The organism is Nocardioides bigeumensis, assembly GCF_039531755.1.
Classification (GTDB): domain Bacteria; phylum Actinomycetota; class Actinomycetes; order Propionibacteriales; family Nocardioidaceae; genus Nocardioides; species Nocardioides bigeumensis.
The window spans coordinates 123,407-142,560 of the sequence record NZ_BAAAQQ010000013.1 but is presented as its reverse complement, the minus strand read 5'-3'; the positions used below and the strand labels follow the sequence as shown (position 1 = coordinate 142,560).

The window sequence follows — 19,154 nt, the reverse complement described above, 5'->3', positions numbered from 1 at the left end:
GGTGGTCGGCCTGGACGGAGGGATCAGCGACGCCCTGGTGCGGACCAGACGCTTCTTCACCAAGGGCACGGTCTCTGACGACCTGCGGACGCTGAGCAAGAAGGGTGGCCGCCAGGCCGACGACTTCTACCGGGATCGGTGGAGCCACGACAAGGTGGTGCGCTCCACCCACGGCGTCAACTGCACCGGATCCTGCTCGTGGAAGGTCTACGTCAAGGACGGGATCATCACCTGGGAGACCCAGCAGACCGACTACCCGTCGGTGGGGCCGGACAAGCCGGAGTACGAACCTCGCGGCTGTCCCCGCGGGGCGGCGTTCTCCTGGTACACCTACTCGCCCACGCGGATCCGCTACCCCTACGTGCGCGGCGTGCTGCTGCAGATGTACCGCGAGGCCAAGGTCCAGCACGGCGACCCCGTCGCCGCCTGGGCACACATCGTCGACAACCCGCTGCGCGCCAGGGCGTACAAATCCGCGCGCGGCAAGGGCGGACTGGTCCGCGCCACGTGGGAGGAAGCGACCGAGATGGTCGCGGCCGCCTACGTCCACACGATCCAGAAGTGGGGGCCCGACCGGGTCGCCGGGTTCTCGCCGATCCCCGCGATGTCGATGGTCTCGCACGCCTCCGGAGCTCGGTTCACCTCGCTGGTCGGCGGCTCGATGCTGAGCTTCTACGACTGGTACGCCGACCTGCCGGTCGCCTCGCCCCAGGTCTTCGGAGACCAGACCGACGTGCCGGAGTCCGGCGACTGGTGGGACGCCGGCTACCTCATCATGTGGGGATCCAACGTGCCGGTCACGCGCACGCCCGACGCGCACTGGATGACCGAGGCGCGCTACCGCGGCCAGAAGGTCGTCGTCGTCTCGCCCGACTATGCCGACAACGTGAAGTTCGCCGACGAGTGGCTCGCGATCAAGCCCGGCACCGACGGGGCGCTGGCGATGGCGATGGGTCACGTCGTGCTCAAGGAGTTCTTCGTCGACAAGACCACGCCCTACTTCGCGGACTACACCAAGAAGTACACCGACCTGCCGTACCTGGTCGCTCTCCAACCGGCCGCCGACGGCCGATACCGGGCCGGGAAGTTCCTCACCGCCGCCGACCTGCCCAACCACGCGGGCGAGGAGAACGCACACTTCAAGACCGTGCTGGTCGATGCCCGTACCGATGGCCTGGTCGTGCCGAACGGGTCGCTGGGCGACCGGTTCGGCGAGGCCGGGGTCGGCAGCTGGAACCTCGACCTCGGCGACGTCGATCCGCGACTGACCCTGCTCGCTCCCGGCGCGGACACCGCGCTGGTCGAGCTGCCCCGGTTCGACAACGTCGACGGCGCGCCGGGCTCGCTGACCCGCGAGGTCCCGGTACGCCGGGTCGGGGACGCCCTGGTGACCACGGTGTTCGACCTGATGCTCGCCCAGTACGGCGTCGCGCGGGACGGTCTCGGCGGCGGCTACGCCTCGTCGTACGAGGACGCGACCGCGCCGTACACGCCAGCATGGCAAGAACCGATCACCGGCGTCCCCGCGTCCGCGGCGGCCCGGATCGCCCGCGAGTTCGCGGCCAACGCCGAGGAATCCAAGGGCCGCGCAATGATCCTGATGGGCGCCGGGACCAACCACTGGTTCCACTCCGACACGATCTACCGGGGCTTCCTCGGGCTGACCACGCTCACCGGCTGCCAGGGTGTCAACGGCGGCGGCTGGGCGCACTACGTCGGGCAGGAGAAGTGCCGCCCGGTCACCGGATGGGCGCAGCTCGCGTTCGGCCTGGACTGGAAGCGGCCGCCGCGGCAGATGATCCACACCGCGTACTGGTACCTGCACACCGACCAGTTCCGCTACGACACGTTCGGAGCTGACACGGTCTCGGCGAAGACCGGTGCCGGCCTGCTGGCCGGGATGAGCACCGCCGACGTGATCGCCAAGAGCGCGCGGATGGGCTGGATGCCGTCCTACCCCACCTTCGACCGCAACCCCCTCGACCTCGCCGACGAGGCGGCCGAGGCCGGTCGTCCGGTGGCCGAGCACGTCGTGAACCAGCTCAAGTCGGGGGAGCTGCGGTTCGCCGCAGAGGACCCGGACTCGCCCGAGAACTTCCCGCGGGTACTGGCGATCTGGCGGGCCAACCTGCTCGGTTCGTCGGGCAAGGGCAACGAGTACTTCCTCAAGCACCTGCTCGGCACCGACAGCTCGCTGCGCGCGACCGAGGCGTCGGAGAGCCAGCGGCCCCAGGAGGTCGACTGGCACGAGGAGGCACCCGAGGGGAAGCTCGACTTGCTGCTCACGCTGGACTTCCGGCAGACCAGCACCACGATCTTCTCCGACGTCGTGCTGCCCGCGGCCACCTGGTACGAGAAGCACGACCTCAACACCACCGACATGCACCCGTTCGTGCACTCGTTCAACCCGGCGATCGCGCCGCCGTGGCAGACCCGCACCGACTGGGACGCCTGGCAGACGATCGCGACGAAATTCAGCGAGCTCGCCGCGATCCACCTCGGCACCCGCAAGGACGTCGTGGCGGTTCCGCTGCTGCACGACACCCCCGACGCGATGGCCAACCCGCACGGGGTGGTCCGGGACTGGAAGCACGGCGAGTGCGAGCCGGTCCCCGGGGTGACGATGCCGAAGATCGTGGAGGTCGAGCGCGACTACGGCGCCGTCGGCGCGCAGATGCAGGCACTCGGGCCGCTGATGGAGAAGCTCGGCACGCTGACGAAGGGTGTCGCCTACGACGTCACGGCGTCCGTCGACTACCTGCTGCACAAGAACGGCGCGATCCGCGGCGGGGCGGCCAACGGGCGTCCGTCGCTGAAGCGGGACATCCACGCCTGCGAGGCGATCCTCGCGCTGTCGGGCACCACCAACGGCCACCTCGCGACCCAGGGCTTCAAGACCCTGGAGAAGCGCACAGGCCACCTGCTGCACGACCTGGCGGCCGAGCACGAGGGCAAGCAGATCACCTTCGCCGACACCCAGGCCGCGCCGGTGCCGGTGATCACCTCACCGGAGTGGTCGGGGTCCGAGGCAGGCGGCCGGCGCTACTCACCGTTCACCATCAACGTCGAGCGGCTCAAGCCGTGGCACACGCTGACCGGGCGGCAGCACTTCTACCTCGACCACGACTGGATGACCGAGCTCGGAGAGGGCCTGCCGGTCTACCGGCCGCCGCTCAACATGGGCGCGCTCTTCAGCGAGCCGGATGTCGGCGACGTGGGGGAGCTGGGAGTGACCGTGCGCTACCTGACCCCGCACAACAAGTGGTCGATCCACTCGGAGTACCAGGACAACCTGTTCATGCTGTCGCTCTCGCGTGGCGGCCAGACGATCTGGATGAGCGACCAGGACGCCGCCAAGGTGGGCGTCGAGGACAACGACTGGATCGAAGCGGTCAACCGCAACGGCGTCGTCGTCGCCCGCGCGATCGTCTCCCACCGCATGCCGGAGGGGACCGTGTACATGCACCACGCCCAGGACCGGCTCATCGACGTACCGATCGCTGAGACGTCCGGCAAGCGCGGCGGCATCCACAACTCGCTGACCCGCATCCTGGTCAAGCCCAGCCACCTGATCGGCGGCTACGCCCAGCTGTCCTTCGCGTTCAACTACCTCGGCCCCACCGGCAACCAGCGCGACGAGGTCACTGTCATCCGCAAGCGTTCGCAGGAGGTGACCTACTGATGAAGGTCATGGCCCAGATGGCGATGGTGATGAACCTCGACAAGTGCATCGGCTGCCACACCTGCTCGGTGACCTGCAAGCAGGCGTGGACCAACCGGACCGGCACCGAGTACGTCTGGTTCAACAACGTCGAGACCCGGCCCGGTCAGGGCTACCCGCGCCGCTACGAGGACCAGGAGGAGTGGCAGGGCGGCTGGGCGCTCAACAAGCGGGGCCGGCTCACCCTCAAGGCGGGCGGACGGTGGAAGAAGCTCGCCACCATCTTCTCCAACCCCAAGCTGCCCTCGATCAAGGACTACTACGAGCCCTGGACCTACGACTACGCCACGCTCACCGATGCGCCGGCACAGGAGCACACCCCGGTCGCGCGGCCGAAGTCGCTGATCTCGGGCAAGGACATGAAGATCGAGTGGTCCTCGAACTGGGACGACAACCTCGGCGGGTCGGCGGCGACCGAGAAGCACGATCCGATGCTGGCCAAGATCGCGGAGAAGGTGAAGTTCGAGTTCGAGCAGACCTTCATGTTCTACCTGCCCCGGATCTGCGAGCACTGCCTGAACCCCTCGTGCGCCGCGTCGTGCCCCTCCGGGGCGATCTACAAGCGCGCCGAGGACGGCATCGTGCTGGTCGACCAGGACCGGTGCCGGGGCTGGCGAATGTGCGTGTCCGGCTGTCCGTACAAGAAGGTGTACTTCAACCACAAGACCGGCAAGGCCGAGAAGTGCACGTTCTGCTTCCCGCGTATCGAGGTCGGCCTGCCGACGGTCTGTGCGGAGACCTGCGTCGGCAGGCTGCGCTACATCGGCCTGATCCTCTACGACGCCGACCGGGTGCTCGAGGCGGCCTCGGTGGCCAACGACCACGACCTCTACGAGGCCCAGCGCTCGCTGCTGCTGGACCCGAACGACCCCGAGGTGGTCCGTGCCGCCGAGCGCGACGGCATCCCTCGGGACTGGATCGACGCCGCCCAGCGGTCACCGATCAACGCGCTGATCAACGTCTTCAAGGTCGCGCTGCCGCTGCACCCGGAGTACCGCACGATGCCGATGGTCTGGTACATCCCGCCGCTGTCGCCGGTGATCGACGTGGTGCGCGACACTGGTGAGGATGCCGAGGACACCGGCAACCTGTTCGCGGCGATCGACGCGCTGCGGATCCCGGTCGAGTACCTCGCCGAGCTGTTCACGGCCGGTGACACGGTCCCGGTCGATGGGGTGCTCAAGAAGCTCGCCGCGATGCGCTCCTACATGCGCGACATCAACATGGGTCGCGACCCCGACGCGTCGATCCCGGCGGCCGTCGGGATGAGCGAGGAGGAGATGCACGACATGTACCGCCTGCTCGCGATCGCCAAGTACGACGAACGTTACGTGATCCCTCCGGCGCACGCCGAGCAGGCGCACTCGCTCGAGGAGATCGCCACCGAGTGCTCGGTGTCGGAGTACGGCGGCGGCAACCCCGAGATCTTCGGTGAGGGCTCCGGCAGTCAGACCCCGCTCGCGGTCGAGAACTTTCGGATGCTCAAGGACCGGCAGACCTCCGACACGATCGCCTCGCCAAGCAACAAGGCCGCGCGGGTCAACCTGCTCAACTGGGACGGCAAGGGCGCACCGCCCGGGCTGTTCCCGCCCAAGGGCGACGAGCAGCACAACGGACCAGGAGGCGAGCAGTGAGGGGCGCGGCCACGCGGTCTCGGCAGCAGGCGGCCCTCAGCGCCGAACAGCTCACGATCGCGTGGCAGGCCGCCTCCCTGCTGCTCGACTACCCCTCCGAGGAGCTGCTCGACCACGTGGCGATGGTCCGTTCGGCGTCCCGGGAGCTGCCCGACCGGCTCGGTGACCTGCTTCGCCGGTTCGCCGACCACGTGGAGCGCACGCCGTTGGCCGACCTGCAGGCGGAGTATGTCGAAACCTTCGACACCCGGCGGCGGTGCAACCTGTTCCTCACCTATTTCGCCCACGGCGACACCCGCAAGCGCGGGATGGCGCTCCTGCGCTTCAAACAGGCCTACCTCGCCGCCGGCTTCGAAGTCACCGACGAGGAGCTCCCCGACCACCTGTGCGTGGTGCTGGAGTTCGCCGCCACCGGCGACCAGACGACGGGGCGGCAATTGATGCTCGACCACCGCGCCGGGCTGGAGCTGCTGCGGATGTCGCTGCGCGACCTGGAGTCGCCGTGGGCCGGCGTCGTCGAGGCCGTGACGGGGACGCTCCCGGCGCTGCGCGGCGACGAGGTCGAGGCGGTCCGCCGGCTCGCCGCCGAGGGCCCGCCGGAGGAGGAGGTCGGCCTCACGCCGTACGCCATCCCCGGCTTCGACCCGGGACCGGCCGTGCCCGCCTCGCCGATCCCCCTGCCGATGCCCTCGTTCCCCGCCCACCCGACGGGAGCCCGCTGACCATGGACACCTTCTTGTGGGTGATCGTCCCCTACCTCTGCCTGACCACCTTCGTCGTCGGACACTTCTGGCGTTACCGCTACGACAAGTTCGGTTGGACCACGCGCTCCTCCCAGCTCTACGAGAACAAGCTCCTGCGGATCGGCAGCCCCCTGTTCCACTTCGGCATGCTCGGCGTCGTCGGCGGGCACATCATCGGGCTGCTGGTACCTCAGTCGTGGACTGACGCAGTCGGCATCAGCCACGAGGCTTACCACGTGGTGGCCGTCACCGGCGGCCTGTTGGCCGGCATCATGGCGGTCGTCGGCATGGTCATCCTGATCTACCGGCGCCGCACCGTCGGCCCCGTCTTCTCCGCGACCACCGTGATGGACAAGGTCATGTATGCCTTCCTGGCCGTGGTGATCGTGCTGGGCATGTGGAACACCATCGCCGGCTCGATCATGACCATCGGCGGGGAGTACAACTATCGCGAGGGTGTATCGGTCTGGTACCGATCCTTCCTGGCCTTCCAACCCGACGCCTCGTTGATGGCCGACGCGCCGCTCGGCTTCCAGCTGCACGCATTGGTGGCCTTCGGGCTGTTCGCGCTGTGGCCGTTCACTCGCCTCGTGCACGTGTTCAGCGCACCGCTGGGCTACGTGACGCGGCCCTACATCGTCTACCGCAGCCGTGACGACCAGCTCGGCAGCCACCGCCCCCGACGCGGCTGGGATCGCATCTCCCAATGAACGGCCCGACGTCAGCCTCCCTGACCGAACGCGTGGTCGACCGGCCCGCACCGGGCGGGCCGGACCTCTGCGCAAGCGACGTCATGATCCGCCATCCGAAGGTCCTCGATGCCCGGGCCACCGTCGACGAGGCACGTGCCGCCCTCACCGACGACCACGTCCACATGGTGCTGCTGACCGAGGGCAGCACCTTGGTCGGCACCCTGGTGCGCACCGACCTGCCGCCCCCCATCCAGAGAAGTGACCAGGGGAGCGGCGAGGGGAGTGGCCCCGCACTGCCGTGGTCGAGACTCCGGAATCGAACCGTGCCCTCGGCGACGTCTGCCGACGCCGCCCGAGAACTCCTGATCGCACGTGGCCTGCGGCGGCTGGCGGTGGTCGACCTCGACGGCACCCTGCTCGGGCTGATGTGCTTCAAGCGCAGCCGGACGGGGTTTTGCTCAGACGAGGACGTCGCATCACGCGCCCGGTCACGAGTTCTGTCACGACAAGCCGCGGACTGAGTCGGACGAGCATGGGAGACCCCGCCGAGATCGACAGTGGCCACAACTGGGAGGATCAGCGATCCACCTACGACGCGCTGCGCGCCAGATGCGCGGTAGCCCGCCAGGAGAGCCACTGGGTGGCGCTCAGACACGCAGAGGTCGTCGCAGCCGCGACAGACGCAGAGGCGTTCTCCAGCAACGTCAGTGCCCGTAGGTCCATCCCCAACAGCCTCGATGGCACCGACCATGCCGTCTACCGCGCCGTGGTCGACCGGTACCTGACCGAGGAGCGCGTGGCGCGGGAAGAGCCGCAATGTCGAGGGCACGCCGCTGCCATCATCGACGCCCTGCCCCGCGGGGTGACCGTGAAGACCATTGCCCAGATCGGGACGCCGTACGCGGTGCGCTCGCAATCCACCTGGCTCGGCTGGCCCGCTGATCTCGAGGATGAACTGGTCGCGTGGATCCGCGACAACCACGCCGCCACGAGGTCCGGAGACCGCGACAGGACTGCGGAGGTGGCCGAGCGGTTCGACCAGATGATCCGCGCACTGCTCGAGACCAGGCGCGGCACACCGATCGCCGATGTCACCAGCGAACTGCTCAACGACACCGTGGAAGGTCGGCCACTGACCACCGAGGAGATCGTCTCCATCCTGCGGAACTGGACCGCAGGCGACCTCGGATCACTGGCGACCTCGGTCGGTGTCATCGTCCACTTCCTCGCGACGAACCCGCACCTCCAGCGAGACGTGCGGACGCTCGTCGCGGCGAATGATCGCGCGGCCCTGGCCGCAGCGGTCGAAGAGATCCTTCGCATTGACGACCCGTTCGTGTCCAACCGTCGCGTCGCCACCCGAGCCGTCAACCTCGGCGGCGCGGAGATAGCGAAGGACGAACGGCTTGTCCTGAACTGGGCCGCAGCGAACCGGGACCCGCTCGTCTTCGGCGACCCCGACCGCTACGACCCCGCAAGGAATGCCGACGCGAACCTGGTCTTCGGCATCGGGCCCCATGTCTGTCCCGGGCGGGCGCTGACGCTCATGGAACTGCGCGTGATGCTCGAGGAGCTCATCGGCAGAACCAGCTGGATCGGTCTCGCGCCAGACCGCCCGGCGGTCCGGGAGACACCGCCGGTGGGCGGTTGGGTGCGCGTCCCGATCGTGCTTCGCTGACACCGCGGGACACCCAGGCAAGTATCGGCTGCACCCCTCGAGCTTGCAGAGCACACGGCGCGTCCTCTGTCGGACCGCCCAGGAAATGGCTAGCGCGAGCATGGTTAGGGTCTCCCGGCGGGGCCAGCGAGGACCTTTGGCCCGAGGCCGAAGGTGCGAAGTGACGCAGCCTGGGGGCTATGAGTGCCCCTTCGATGCCATCGGCAGCGGTCACGCCGAGTGACCCGTGGTTCCGACGTCACCCACCCCTTGCGCTTGCCGTCGCAGGGAGTCTGTTCGCTGGCGTGTTCGGTCTGCGCATGTCCTTCGGCTCCCCAGTCGATGCGTACTCGATGCTCTACGCCTTGCCGATCGCCCTGGTCGCCCTGGCATATGGCCTGAGGGCCGGCACGGTCGCCGGGCTGCTCGCCGTCGGCCTCACCGTGCTGTGGGCGATGAGCCACAGCGTTCACCTCAGCCCGACCGGGTGGGCCTCCCGGGTGCTGCCGCTCCTGCTGTTGGGCGTGCTCCTCGGGCACGCGACAGACAGGGAACGGCGGGCACAGGAGGAGCATCGGCGACTTGAAGCCGCCGCGATACTCCACCGTGAGGCGATAGAGATCAACGACTCACTGGTACAAGGCATGGCAGCAGCCAAGTGGTCGTTCGAAGCCGGCCAGGTGGATACCGGCACACGGATCCTCGACAGGACGATCACGGATGCGCACGACCTCGTTTCGAGCCTGATTCGGCGCGCCGACATGGGTGCTCGCACCGAACCACTACACGACCGCTCGACGTCGCTCCACAGCCCGATTCGCAGACTCGACAACCCCGATGGCCGGGCCGAACGAAGGTAGGCCGAAGCCGCCATCCCCAGTAGAGCGAGGCATCTCCATGACGTCCGGACGACCAAGCTGACCCACGCAACTGCCAGCGCTCAGCAGAGCCGGCCCGAACCGCGATCCGCGGTGCTATGGTCCGAGCATGACCCCGGACTTTGATGAGCGCGTGACGACGGTCGGACCGTCGCACGTGCCGTCGGGTCCGGTGCTGCTGGCGCTGGAGCTCAGCGAGGTCGCTCGAGGCATCCGTGGCCTCGACGTGCTGCGCCGCAGCGTCGATCGCGCACCGCCGGGCTGAGCCTCGCGGCGCAGCGGTGACGGCACCAGCCGCACCGCCGCTCCTGCACACCTTGACGTCCAACCGCGCACTCAGGACCGCAACGCCTTCCGAGCCCGCCAAGACGTCCAGCAGGGGTACCACCCTGTCGCGAGTGCGACTTCGTGTCGGTCGCCTTCATCCGGTGGCCCTGCACCAGCAGGCTCGATCGATGCGGGCGCGCCACCGTCGGTGGCCGTCCGAGGAGGTCCACACATGTCGTACGACACCGCTCACTCGTTGGCGTCCAGCTGGGTCGGCCTCTTCGCCGCCGTCTGGTTCGCCCGCAAGGCAAACCGGCTCGACGCGATCCGAACCGAGGAGAACCCTCAACGGCACCGTCGGCACACGCCCTCTGACCAGTCCCCCGAGAAGGAGAACCACGATGAACGCACCCACCCCGGCAACCGTGACCACCACGCCTCGTCCGAGCACGCGGTCGGCACCCGAAGGCCCGCTGGGCGAGTTCGACCGCGTGCTCGCTGAGGCGAGCCGTAATCGTCAGCAACAACTCGCCGACCTGCCCGATGACGTGACTGACCATGTCGTCCTGGCCCAGCGTGAATCCCTGTCGGAGGTCCTCGAAGACATCGCACGGGCCCGGCAACGGATCTCGGACGGGACCTTCGGCACCTGCCCAGGCTGCGGACGGTCAATCCCGACAGAACGACTCGAGATCAGGCCGTGGTCGGCAACCTGCATCGGCTGCGCCCGGCGCTGAGCAGCGGGCACTAAAGGGAGGAGAGGACTCATGAGGAGCGCGTGGCTGTTCGCCGCCGCCGCTGCGGCCGCGGTCGCGTTCCAGATCGCTCTGCTCTACGTCGTCGGACAGGTAAAGGCCATCCGAGAGGCTCGAGCACTGGATGCGATCCGGCACCGCCCTCACCAGTCGGCCGCTAGCGGTGTCCGCGCCGGTTCCGGCAGGGCAGTGCGATGAGTGCCGTCGGCTACGTGGTGTTCGCGATCGTGCTGCTCGGCATCGTCGTTCTCACGAGCGTGGCTGCCGCAGTCTCGAGACAGCCACCCGGTCGCGAGAACCGCCTCGGAGGGGTTGGCTCGGCTCCCTGCGGTCGGAGCTCGCCCTCGAGGATTGCGGCTCACACGACCGCGACGGCGCACGACGAGCCGTGGATGACCGCGTGGCTGACCGAGCCCAGCAGCAGTCCTCCGAACGCACCACGACCCCGAGTCCCGACCACGACAAGGCCAGCAGACTCCGAGGCCGCGACCAGAGTGACCTCGGCCGGGCAGTCCTCGACGCGGGTGGTGACCACTAGATCGGGGTGAGCCGCCGACACAGCGGCGACACAGCCAGGTCGCGCTGGAGGGGGCAAAACCCGCCACTACTCGGCGGAAACGCTACGCATAGCGCTTCAGTCCCGGGATGCGAGAGTCTCCTGATGGAGTCCCCGACGTCGTTGTTCCTTGCCCTGGACCTGGTGGGGACGCTCGCGTTCGCCGTCAATGGCGCGCTCACGGCACTGCGCGTGGTCCGGCTCGACATCGTGGGTGCGGTCACCTTGGGGATGTTCACGGCCATGGGCGGCGGGATCGTCCGAGACACCTTGCTGGGAGTGCTGCCACCGACGACGTTCAGCGATTGGCGCTACTTGGCGGTCGCCGCGTCCGGAGGCCTGATGGCGTTCGGGTTCCGCGCCGGGCTCGAGCGCGTGACGAAGTCGATCGTTGTGCTCGACGCGGCCGGGTTGAGCCTGTTCGCAGTCACAGGCACCCTCAAGGCGCTCAGCCTGGATGCGGGCGTGGCCCAAGCGGTGATCCTGGGTGTCGTCTCTGCGGTCGGCGGTGGCATCCTGCGCGACGTCCTGGTGGGGCAGGTGCCGATCGTGTTGCGAAGTGAGCTTTACGTCGTGCCCGCTCTGCTCGCGGCTCTGCTGGTCGCAATGGGTGACGCATTCGTCTTGCGGACCCTACCGGTGGCCTTCGCAGCTGCTTTGATCTGCTTCGCGGTCCGGATGGCGGCTGTCCGTTACCGGCTGGACGTGCCCGGGAGAGGAGGCGACGGCTGATCCGGACCGTACGTCATTTCGCGAGCGGTCGCCCGGTCATGGCGGCCCACATCAGGTCCAGGCATCGCTCGGCGAACGTGGCGTCGACGCGGCCGCGTCGCATCAGTTCCCCGAGGTAGGCGCCCAGGAAGAGGCTGACGGTCGCGTCGGCGTCCAGGTCGTCGCGCAGTTCTCCGCTGCCGATACCAGCCCGGATCGACGTGATGAGCGCGTCCGTGCACGGCGTCAGCACGCTGCGGAACAACTTGGTGAACCGCCGGTCGGTATCGCCAATCACCGCGGCCAGTCCGCCAGGGCCGAGGACATCCTCCATCTGGCCCCAGGTGCGCTCGAGCGCCCATCGGATCTTCTCACGCGGCGTGGTCCCAGCCGGAACCCCAGGATCACCGATCACCGAGGCCAGGGAGTCGCGGAGCAGTGCGTCTCGGTCGGCGTATCGACGGTAGATCGTCGTCTTCGCTGTTCCGGACCGCTCGGCGACGGCCTCGACCGTGACGGCACGCGGACCCTCGTCGTGCAGGAGGTCGAGGGCGGCGTCCCGGATGCTTCGATCGGCCTGCTCGCTGCGCGGCCGGCCTGGCCCCGGTCGGCTCGTGTCGCTGGCGGCGCCAGGTTTGCGCTTGGTCGTCATCGCACTCCAAAGAGCAGAAATACAGTACGCAGAGCGTAGCGTTATGACAGAGAAGGGACAACCAGACGAAATCCTTTCGCCCCGTGTCAACCGGGTGCCAGTCTCGTCTCTGTGTAGAGGGCGCGCGGGAGGAGCTGACGATGCGGGCCCAGGTCGGCGATGAGTACGACTGGTGGTTCCGTGCCGCCTACCCGAAGGTCGCCCGCACTGTCTTGCTCATCGTCCACGACCGAGCCGCGGCCGAGGAGATCGCGCAGGACGCGTTCGTGCAGCTCTATCGGCACTGGTCGACCGTGCAGGGGTACGAACGGCCGGACTTGTGGGTACGCCGCGTCGCAATCCGGCTCGCAGTGCAATACGTCAAGCGAGAGCGCATGCGCCGGCAGCGCGAGCGTCTCGCGGTCGAGACCCGTACCGAACCGGTCCCGCTCCCGGATGTCGCGCGCGCGGTCGCAGGCCTCAGTCCGATGCAACGGGCGGCGGTGGTGCTCTACTACTGGGCCGACGAGTCGGTGTTCGACATCGCGCGGACGCTGGAGGTCTCCGAGTCCTCTGTCAAGCAGCACCTGTTCCGGGCGCGGTCGCGTCTTGCTCGGGCACTCGACGAGGAGGTCAACGGCGATGTCGTTTGACGACAGGCTGCGGGCGGGGTTCGACGAGCAGGCGGTTGCTTTCGAGCCTGAGGTCGAACGAGCCCTGGACTCGGTCAGGTCACGGGGGCGTGCGCACCGGTGGCGTGGCCGGTCCATCGTCTTGGCAGCATCGGTCGCGACCGCGGCGTCGCTCGTGGGCGTGACGCTCATGATGAATGGAGAGCGCCCAAGAGACTTGCAGCCGCTCGATGACCAGACCGCCGTCCCGGCTCGGGAGCCGACTGGCGACGCGCCCCCTCTGCGCGGCACGCTCGTCGCGGACATCGCCGAACCCTCGTGGCTCGCCGGCACCTGGACCATGTCCCTGCAGGGCAACGGGACCATGGAGATGTCGCCACCGAGAGGGTACGGCGGCAACCCCACCGGTCTGGTTTTCACGGCTGACGCGAGCTCCTTCCGCACGGCCTTGTTCAGCGGAGGCGCGTGCGCGGACGACGGCACGGGCGTCTACGGGTGGGTGCGACGGGGAGAGCGGATCGTCTTCGACACCGTCAGTGACACGTGCCGCGCGCGGATCACCTTCCTCACAGGATCTTCATGGGCGCTGTCAACCGAAGTGCCATCTCGACAGTGAGATCAGGCAGAAAGTCGAGTCAGGCATTGCGTCGAGCCGGGGAGGAATCATGAACGTCTCAAGGACCGCGACAGCGCTTCTCGTCCTTGCCGTGGGGGCTGGCGCCTGCGGGACGAGGGACTCGTCCGACGAGCCCGCCGAGGAAGTGGCCACGACCCCCTCGACCTCCCCCGCCACTGGTACCGACCAGGAGGACGGAGGTGCCACGATCCCCGACGGCACCTACACGAAGGTGGTGACCATGCCCGACGCCGATCGGCTCGGCCTCTCGCGAGACACCGCGCTCGAGTTCTTGGGAGACGACGGCGAGCTCAACGTCGAGCTCACCATCGATGGTGACGACTACGCACAGTTCAGCGACGACGGTGACGCACCGCTGACCCAGGGTGACGGAGGAACGGCTGCCTACGACGAGGCTGGGAACTGGGTGATCACCAGTGACAGCTCGGGGTGCCCGGGTTGTGTGACGACGTGGGCGTGGAGCCTGGAAGGTCCAGTGCTCTCGCTGGAGATGATCGAGACGACCGAGGCCGGTGACCCCGAGAACGTGTTGATCTCGCGGTTGGTCTTCGAGGGGGAGTTCACCTCGCGATGAAGTGGCGGCTGCCTCTTGCTCTCGGGTGCGCTGTGCTGATCGCAGGCTGCACCGGCGAGGTTCGACGCGAACACGACGCGGATCGCTCGGTGCTGGGGTTGGCGTGGCACGACTGTCCGGACGCGGTGGAGATTGCCCTCGTCACCCAGCATCGGTGCGGGACGATGACTGTCCCTGTGGAGTGGGACGATCCGGACGGGGTCGCCATCCCACTCTCAGTGGTCCAGGTTTGGCCCTCGGTCGTGACGAGTCCGTCCGAAGTCGTCCTGAGCGTCGGGTTCAACTTCGGGGAGCCGATGCAAGCACCCGGCGACATGCACGCGCTCGCTGAGCGCCTCGGCGTTCCCGTGATCGCCCTCGCGCCTCGCGGCGTGGGTGGCGGGATCGGGCTGGAGTGTCCAGAGGTCGGAGGTACCGGCGGGCCTGCGCTGTCGCAAAGCGACGCAGCGGTGACTGCCGCGTTCACCGAAGGGGTCGCGCGCTGCCATGAGCGGCTCAGGAGCGACGGAGTCCCCCTCGAGGCCTTCGGTGTCGACGACCTGGTCGCTGACGTGGACGCACTTCGGTCTGCGCTGGAGATCGACCGCTGGTACGCCGCGATCAGCTATGGAGAGCTGTCCCGAGTGGTCGATGCGTACGCGTCCATCTCGGGCAACCGGATCAGGGCCGCTGTCGTCGACTCCCCGGCACCGAGCGGGGCCGACTCGTTCGCTCTGGCCGGCAACGGCTTCAGCTCGAGCTTGCGGTCGCTGTTCGCCGAGTGCGCCGACGACCCGATCTGCGCTCGCCGCTACCCCCGCCTGGAGACCAGGTGGCACGAGGCGCTCGAACGGATGGGAAGTCGGCCCCTTTCGGCAAGCGTGGCCGGTGACTCGGTGGAGGTCGGCGCGGCGCGGTTCGTACGGGCGGTGCGGGCAATCCTGGGCGGAGGGTTCGATGTCGTGCCCGACCTCCCGAGGATCATCACGAGCGCTGCTGACGGTCGCCTGCACCCCACGCTGACGTCGGTCCTCGCGTCCGAACCGGACGTCTGTCTAGGTCATCGACCGATCTGCACCAAGCCTGGCTTCGCCCTCGGCGCCTACCTGTCGCAGGCATGCCCGGAGCTCGGCGGCCGTTGGACCGGGGTCGACGCCGACCCGCTCTACCGTGACGTGTTCGAGGCCAGCCCCTATGCCGCGGCGTGCGAGATCTGGGGAGTGGAGCGAGTCGAGCCGGCTCCGCCTCCCGGCGTTCCCACTCTGGTGCTGGTCGGTGACCTCGATGCCTGGAGCCGTCCGGAATGGTTCGATCGCGTGATTGCCGTCCGGGGAGCGACACACGACGTCGCCGGCTCATCTCGATGCGTGTTCGAGCTCCGGAATCCCTGGATCGCGGACCCGACGATGAAGCCCGACCCGAGCGTTTGCTCAGAAGAGCCGTTCCCGGACTGGGACTAGCCGTTGCCGAGGCCAGCCCCCTCGACTCGCCGGGTCGCCTGCTGCGCCCGCTCGCTCACGCTCGGCGAGGACGGCGGCTCAATCTCGGCCGGTCGTGCCGCCGCCTCTCAGGGTGGACGAGGGGGGCGAGGGCAGCGCATCGAGTCTCTCTTGTGCCCGCTTGGCGTGTGTCCGCAGCACCTTGGCCGCATCCAGCGCTGCTGAGGCCTCGTCTCGTCGCTTGTCCGCGCGCATTCCGTGCTGGTCGCCGAAGTGCTCGGCCATGTAGTTGAGGCTGACCGCGTCGTCCTCCAACGCTCGGATGGCCATCCACAGCGCACGCAGGGCCGCGATGTTGGTGGTGAGAGCCAGTCCGACGATCGTGTAGCGATGGTCTTCTTGGCAGCGGAAGCTGTCATCGTCGTGTCTGGCAAGGGTCTCGGCGCAGGTCGGACACGCCAGCGTGGAAGTCACGACTGCCAGGTTAGCCCGGGGTGGATCATGGACCGTCAAGAGCTTCCTGGCGCGCCTGGCCGAGTGGGAAGAGGTCCGCGCAGGACGTGTCGTAGCGCCGCACCATGGTGTGTGCGCTGCGGAGCTCGGACACAGACACCGCCGGGCTCCAGAGCCAACCTTGGGCCCAGTGACAGCCGAGCTCACGGAGCATCTCGGCGTGCTGAGCCGTCTCGACACCCTCCGCGATCACCGAGAACCCCATGGCGGTCGCCAGGTCGACGATGGAGCGCGTGATCGCCAAGGCGTTGCGGTTCTCCCCGATGGACGCGACGAAGCTGCGATCGATCTTCAGGGTCGTGAGGGGGAGGTTTCGCAGGTAGGCGAGCGAGCTGTGCCCGGTGCCGAAGTCGTCGACGGCGATGAGGAAGCCCACGTGCCGCAGGCGTTGCAGGAGGGAGACCGCGGCGGCGGCGTCGCTCATGATCGCGCTCTCGGTGATCTCGAGCAGCACGTGACAGGGCGACAGGTTCGCCTTCTCGGTCCACTTCAAGAGGTCCGTCTCCAGCTCGGGGTTGCTCAGGTTCCTGGCAGACAGGTTCACCGCCACGAACGAGTCCGGATGCACGGCGTGCTCGGCTCGGAGACGGCTGACCCCGGTGAGCGCGTTCCTCAGGGCCCAGCGGTCGAGTCGGTGAGCAAGGCCGGTCTCCTCCGCGATCACGACGAAGCGGTCTGGCGGGACCTGGACACCCCCGTCCCGCTCCCACCGAGCCAGTGCCTCCATCCCGACCACGCGACCGGAGTCGAGCTCGATCACGGGTTGGTAGTGCATGGTGAGCTCGTCCTTGGCGAGTGCGAGGTCGAGCGCGACGCTGAGCTCCCGACGTTCGGCGGTGTGCGCCGCGAGCCTGGAGTCGAAGTGCTGCACCCTGCCTCGTCCGGCGACCTTGGCGGCGTACATCGCGGTGTCGGCGTTGCGCACCAAGATCTCGGCCGAGCGGGGCGGCGACATGGCCACGCCGATGGAGGCGGTGATCTGCAACGGTCCGGTGGCAAGGGAGAACGGCTTGTTGAGGACGGCGATCAGGTCTTGGGAGACGGACGCAGCCGCGTCCGCATCCACGTCCTCACAGACGACGACGAACTCGTCCCCACCAAGGCGCGCGACAGTGTCCTGTGGGCGCACCGAGGTGCTGAGTCGGGCAGCCACCTGGACCAGGACGTCATCGCCGACGGCGTGGCCGCGCGTGTCGTTGACGAGCTTGAAGTGGTCCAGGTCCACGAAGAGCACCGCCGTACCGGTGGACTCCCGGGCCAGCGCATGCTTGAGGCGGTCCATGAGCAGAGTTCTGTTCGGCAACCCCGCCAGGCCGTCGTAGAGGGCAGCACGGCGCAGCTCGTTCTCGAGCTGCCTGGTCCGGGTGATGTCGGAGACAGTCGCCAACGACCCGCCCCTCCCGTCGGCGAACAGGTCGATGGGCGCAGCGACGACCTGCAGAGTGCGTTGCTCCCCGTTGGGGTGGTCGTAGGACAGCTCGAAGCGCTGGGGACCACGCCCGGCCCCGTCGGCCGTGCGGTCCCTCTTCAGCTGCAGGTGCTGGTCGTCGAGGATGGTGTCCAAGCGTTGCGCGTAGATAGCATCGGTCGCCAGACCCAGGATCTCACCCAGACGCTCGTTCACGTAGACGGTCGTCCCGTCCTGTGTGGACAGCAACAGACCTTCATCCACGGTCTCCGCGATCGTGCGGTAGAGGAGCATCGACGCTTTCAGATCAGCTTCGGCGGCCACGCGTTCGGTGATGTCGCGGAGGTTGCACACGATCCCCTGGACGGGAGTGCCCAGGCAGTTGTGCATGGTCTCCTCCATCCACCTCCACTCACCGCTGGCGTTGCGGACCCGGAGGGTGGCGGTCTCGGTCTCTCCACCTTCCGCGACGCGGGCGAACTGGATGCGCATGGCCGGGACGTCGTCGGGATGGATGAAGTCCCAGCCCTCGGAGTCCAAGATGTCCTCGGGCGTGTACCCCAAGACCTTCGTGATCCCAGGGGATGTGTAGAGCATCAGTCCAGTGGCATCGGCGACGATGGCCACGTCCGACGCCCTTTGCGACATGGTCGCGAAGAACTGCTCCTGCTGCCGATGCCGTCCTTCTGCTGCCTGGAGCTCGGACAGGTCGTTGAGGACCACGGAGACGCCGACAACGGTCCCGTTCTCCTCCCGCAGGACCTGTGCGCTCGCGAGCCCGGGAATAGGACGATCCTGGCGATCGCGCAGGACACTGGGGACCTGGGTGGACTCCGACGTCCCTTGTAGCAGGCTCGCCAGAGCATGATTGACACGGCCACCGTCGCTGCAATGGATCAGGTCGCGCACCGGGCGACCGAGCAGCTGCTCGCGTCGAGTGCCGAGCAGTGCCGAGAACGCTTCGTTGACCTCGGTCACGATGCCCTCCAGGTCGCAGAGGAACTGGGGCACGGCGGACTGGTCGAAGACCGCGCGGAAGCGTGCACCGTGCCGACGCTCGATCGCGGTGACCTGATGCGCTGAGGTGATCTCCAGGGCGTGGCACACCAGTGCGTGGACGTGAGGGTTGTCGCGCATGTCCGTCAGCGTCACCTGCATCCAGGTCCACCCCAGGTTCGTGTGCAGCAGACGACACTGAAGACTCTCCCGGGTCACCACGCCGCCGCTGACGCTGGTCCACCGTTTCCGGAAGGCGGGTAGGTCTCCGGGGTGCACGAGGTCGAAGACCGGCTGGTGGACGGGCCCTGCCTTGCGCTGGCCGAGATGAGCCCGTGCGCCCGGCGACACGGACTCGATCAGACCACGCTCGTTCGCGGTCCACGAGATGTCGCGCGCCTCGCTCACCATCGTGCGCCGCCGGGCCTGGTCCGACGTGTGGTGTCACCAACTGCCGGCCGGGCGCGAGTGGCCACGAGAACACGCATCAGGTACTCCAAACGGTCGGCAGGCAAGCGGGGGTGCGGGGAGGGCAGGTCCGGACTGACGCCCCACGTCCGGCGGCGCCGATCGTGAGGCCCAACCCGCCACATCTGTCATCGGTCGCCCTTCGGCGTCACTTGAGCGTCCGGGGGCATGGATTCGTTGCGTTCTTGAGAGCTTCCCTCAAGCCTAGGCTGCCGCCAGCCGAAGCCTCCCCGACCTTGTCGGCCGTTCGACCGATCGGTCGA

At 68.1% G+C, this 19,154-nt stretch carries 18 protein-coding genes and 1 pseudogene; 14 read left to right on the top strand and 5 right to left on the bottom strand.

Annotated elements, in window-relative coordinates; genetic code table 11:
• Position 1: 1 nt before the first annotated feature.
• The 9 genes from ABD295_RS14960 to ABD295_RS14920 all read left to right on the top strand — a co-directional run bounded on the left by ABD295_RS14960 (position 2) and on the right by ABD295_RS14920 (position 10,329).
• Positions 2 to 3,682, top strand: a complete 3,681-nt coding sequence (locus tag ABD295_RS14960) for a nitrate reductase subunit alpha (protein WP_344305454.1) — start codon at positions 2 to 4, stop codon at positions 3,680 to 3,682.
• The gene (gene narH / locus ABD295_RS14955) at positions 3,682 to 5,355 is read left to right on the top strand and encodes a nitrate reductase subunit beta (RefSeq protein WP_344304581.1); all 1,674 of its coding nucleotides are present in this window, start codon (positions 3,682 to 3,684) and stop codon (positions 5,353 to 5,355) included. The genes ABD295_RS14960 and narH overlap by 1 nt, the downstream gene beginning before the upstream one ends.
• Entirely contained in the window at positions 5,352 to 6,077 is a 726-nt protein-coding gene (gene narJ / locus ABD295_RS14950; RefSeq protein ID WP_344304580.1) for a nitrate reductase molybdenum cofactor assembly chaperone, read from the top strand. Before narH ends, narJ begins: the two co-directional genes overlap by 4 nt.
• Positions 6,078 to 6,079: 2 nt before the next feature.
• Complete coding sequence (gene narI, locus ABD295_RS14945) at positions 6,080 to 6,808, top strand: respiratory nitrate reductase subunit gamma (RefSeq protein ID WP_344304579.1); 729 nt, start codon at positions 6,080 to 6,082, stop codon at positions 6,806 to 6,808.
• A complete protein-coding gene (locus ABD295_RS14940) occupies positions 6,805 to 7,311 on the top strand; it encodes a CBS domain-containing protein (RefSeq protein WP_344304577.1) in 507 nt (168 codons plus the stop codon). The genes narI and ABD295_RS14940 overlap by 4 nt, the downstream gene beginning before the upstream one ends.
• Before the next feature lie 11 nt (positions 7,312 to 7,322).
• On the top strand, positions 7,323 to 8,468 hold the full coding sequence (locus ABD295_RS14935) for a cytochrome P450 (protein ID WP_344304576.1): 1,146 nt from the start codon (positions 7,323 to 7,325) through the stop codon (positions 8,466 to 8,468).
• A 299-nt stretch (positions 8,469 to 8,767) separates the two neighbouring features.
• On the top strand, positions 8,768 to 9,307 hold the full coding sequence (locus tag ABD295_RS14930; RefSeq protein WP_344304575.1) for a hypothetical protein: 540 nt from the start codon (positions 8,768 to 8,770) through the stop codon (positions 9,305 to 9,307).
• 127 nt (positions 9,308 to 9,434) lie between these two features.
• Entirely contained in the window at positions 9,435 to 9,590 is a 156-nt protein-coding gene (locus ABD295_RS14925; protein ID WP_344304574.1) for a hypothetical protein, read from the top strand.
• 403 nt (positions 9,591 to 9,993) lie between these two features.
• The gene (locus ABD295_RS14920; RefSeq protein ID WP_344304573.1) at positions 9,994 to 10,329 is read left to right on the top strand and encodes a TraR/DksA family transcriptional regulator; all 336 of its coding nucleotides are present in this window, start codon (positions 9,994 to 9,996) and stop codon (positions 10,327 to 10,329) included.
• 376 nt (positions 10,330 to 10,705) lie between these two features.
• Here the strand turns inward: ABD295_RS14920 and ABD295_RS14915 are convergent, their stop codons facing one another.
• Positions 10,706 to 10,906 (bottom strand): universal stress protein, encoded by a 201-nt coding sequence (locus ABD295_RS14915; protein ID WP_344304571.1) that lies wholly within the window; start codon positions 10,904 to 10,906, stop codon positions 10,706 to 10,708.
• A gap of 102 nt (positions 10,907 to 11,008) precedes the next feature.
• On the opposite strand from ABD295_RS14915, the gene ABD295_RS14910 reads away from it, so the two are divergent.
• Positions 11,009 to 11,635 (top strand): trimeric intracellular cation channel family protein, encoded by a 627-nt coding sequence (locus ABD295_RS14910; protein WP_344304570.1) that lies wholly within the window; start codon positions 11,009 to 11,011, stop codon positions 11,633 to 11,635.
• 13 nt (positions 11,636 to 11,648) lie between these two features.
• On the opposite strand, the gene ABD295_RS14905 is transcribed toward ABD295_RS14910, so the two are convergent.
• On the bottom strand, positions 11,649 to 12,266 hold the full coding sequence (locus ABD295_RS14905) for a TetR/AcrR family transcriptional regulator (protein ID WP_344304569.1): 618 nt from the start codon (positions 12,264 to 12,266) through the stop codon (positions 11,649 to 11,651).
• A gap of 140 nt (positions 12,267 to 12,406) precedes the next feature.
• On the opposite strand from ABD295_RS14905, the gene ABD295_RS14900 reads away from it, so the two are divergent.
• The 4 genes from ABD295_RS14900 to ABD295_RS14885 all read left to right on the top strand — a co-directional run bounded on the left by ABD295_RS14900 (position 12,407) and on the right by ABD295_RS14885 (position 15,527).
• Positions 12,407 to 12,898, top strand: coding sequence for an RNA polymerase sigma factor (locus ABD295_RS14900; protein WP_344304568.1), 492 nt, complete (start codon positions 12,407 to 12,409; stop codon positions 12,896 to 12,898).
• 160 nt (positions 12,899 to 13,058) lie between these two features.
• Entirely contained in the window at positions 13,059 to 13,493 is a 435-nt protein-coding gene (locus ABD295_RS14895; RefSeq protein WP_344304566.1) for a hypothetical protein, read from the top strand.
• Between the two features lie 49 nt (positions 13,494 to 13,542).
• Positions 13,543 to 14,088 (top strand): hypothetical protein, encoded by a 546-nt coding sequence (locus tag ABD295_RS14890; RefSeq protein WP_344304565.1) that lies wholly within the window; start codon positions 13,543 to 13,545, stop codon positions 14,086 to 14,088.
• A gap of 242 nt (positions 14,089 to 14,330) precedes the next feature.
• The gene (locus ABD295_RS14885) at positions 14,331 to 15,527 is read left to right on the top strand and encodes a hypothetical protein (protein ID WP_344304564.1); all 1,197 of its coding nucleotides are present in this window, start codon (positions 14,331 to 14,333) and stop codon (positions 15,525 to 15,527) included.
• Between the two features lie 78 nt (positions 15,528 to 15,605).
• Here the strand turns inward: ABD295_RS14885 and ABD295_RS14880 are convergent, their stop codons facing one another.
• The 3 genes and pseudogenes from ABD295_RS14880 to ABD295_RS14870 form a co-directional block, all read right to left on the bottom strand.
• Positions 15,606 to 15,980 (bottom strand): hypothetical protein, encoded by a 375-nt coding sequence (locus tag ABD295_RS14880; RefSeq protein WP_344304563.1) that lies wholly within the window; start codon positions 15,978 to 15,980, stop codon positions 15,606 to 15,608.
• Between the two features lie 25 nt (positions 15,981 to 16,005).
• Positions 16,006 to 18,534 carry a sensor domain-containing protein gene (locus ABD295_RS14875; RefSeq protein ID WP_344305453.1) on the bottom strand — a complete coding sequence of 843 codons (2,529 nt, stop codon included), beginning with the start codon at positions 18,532 to 18,534 and terminating at the stop codon, positions 16,006 to 16,008.
• Positions 18,508 to 18,840 (bottom strand): annotated as a pseudogene (locus ABD295_RS14870) (PAS domain S-box protein); the annotation flags it as partial. The pseudogene ABD295_RS14870 and the gene ABD295_RS14875, both read right to left, overlap by 27 nt.
• Positions 18,841 to 19,154 lie beyond the last annotated feature (314 nt).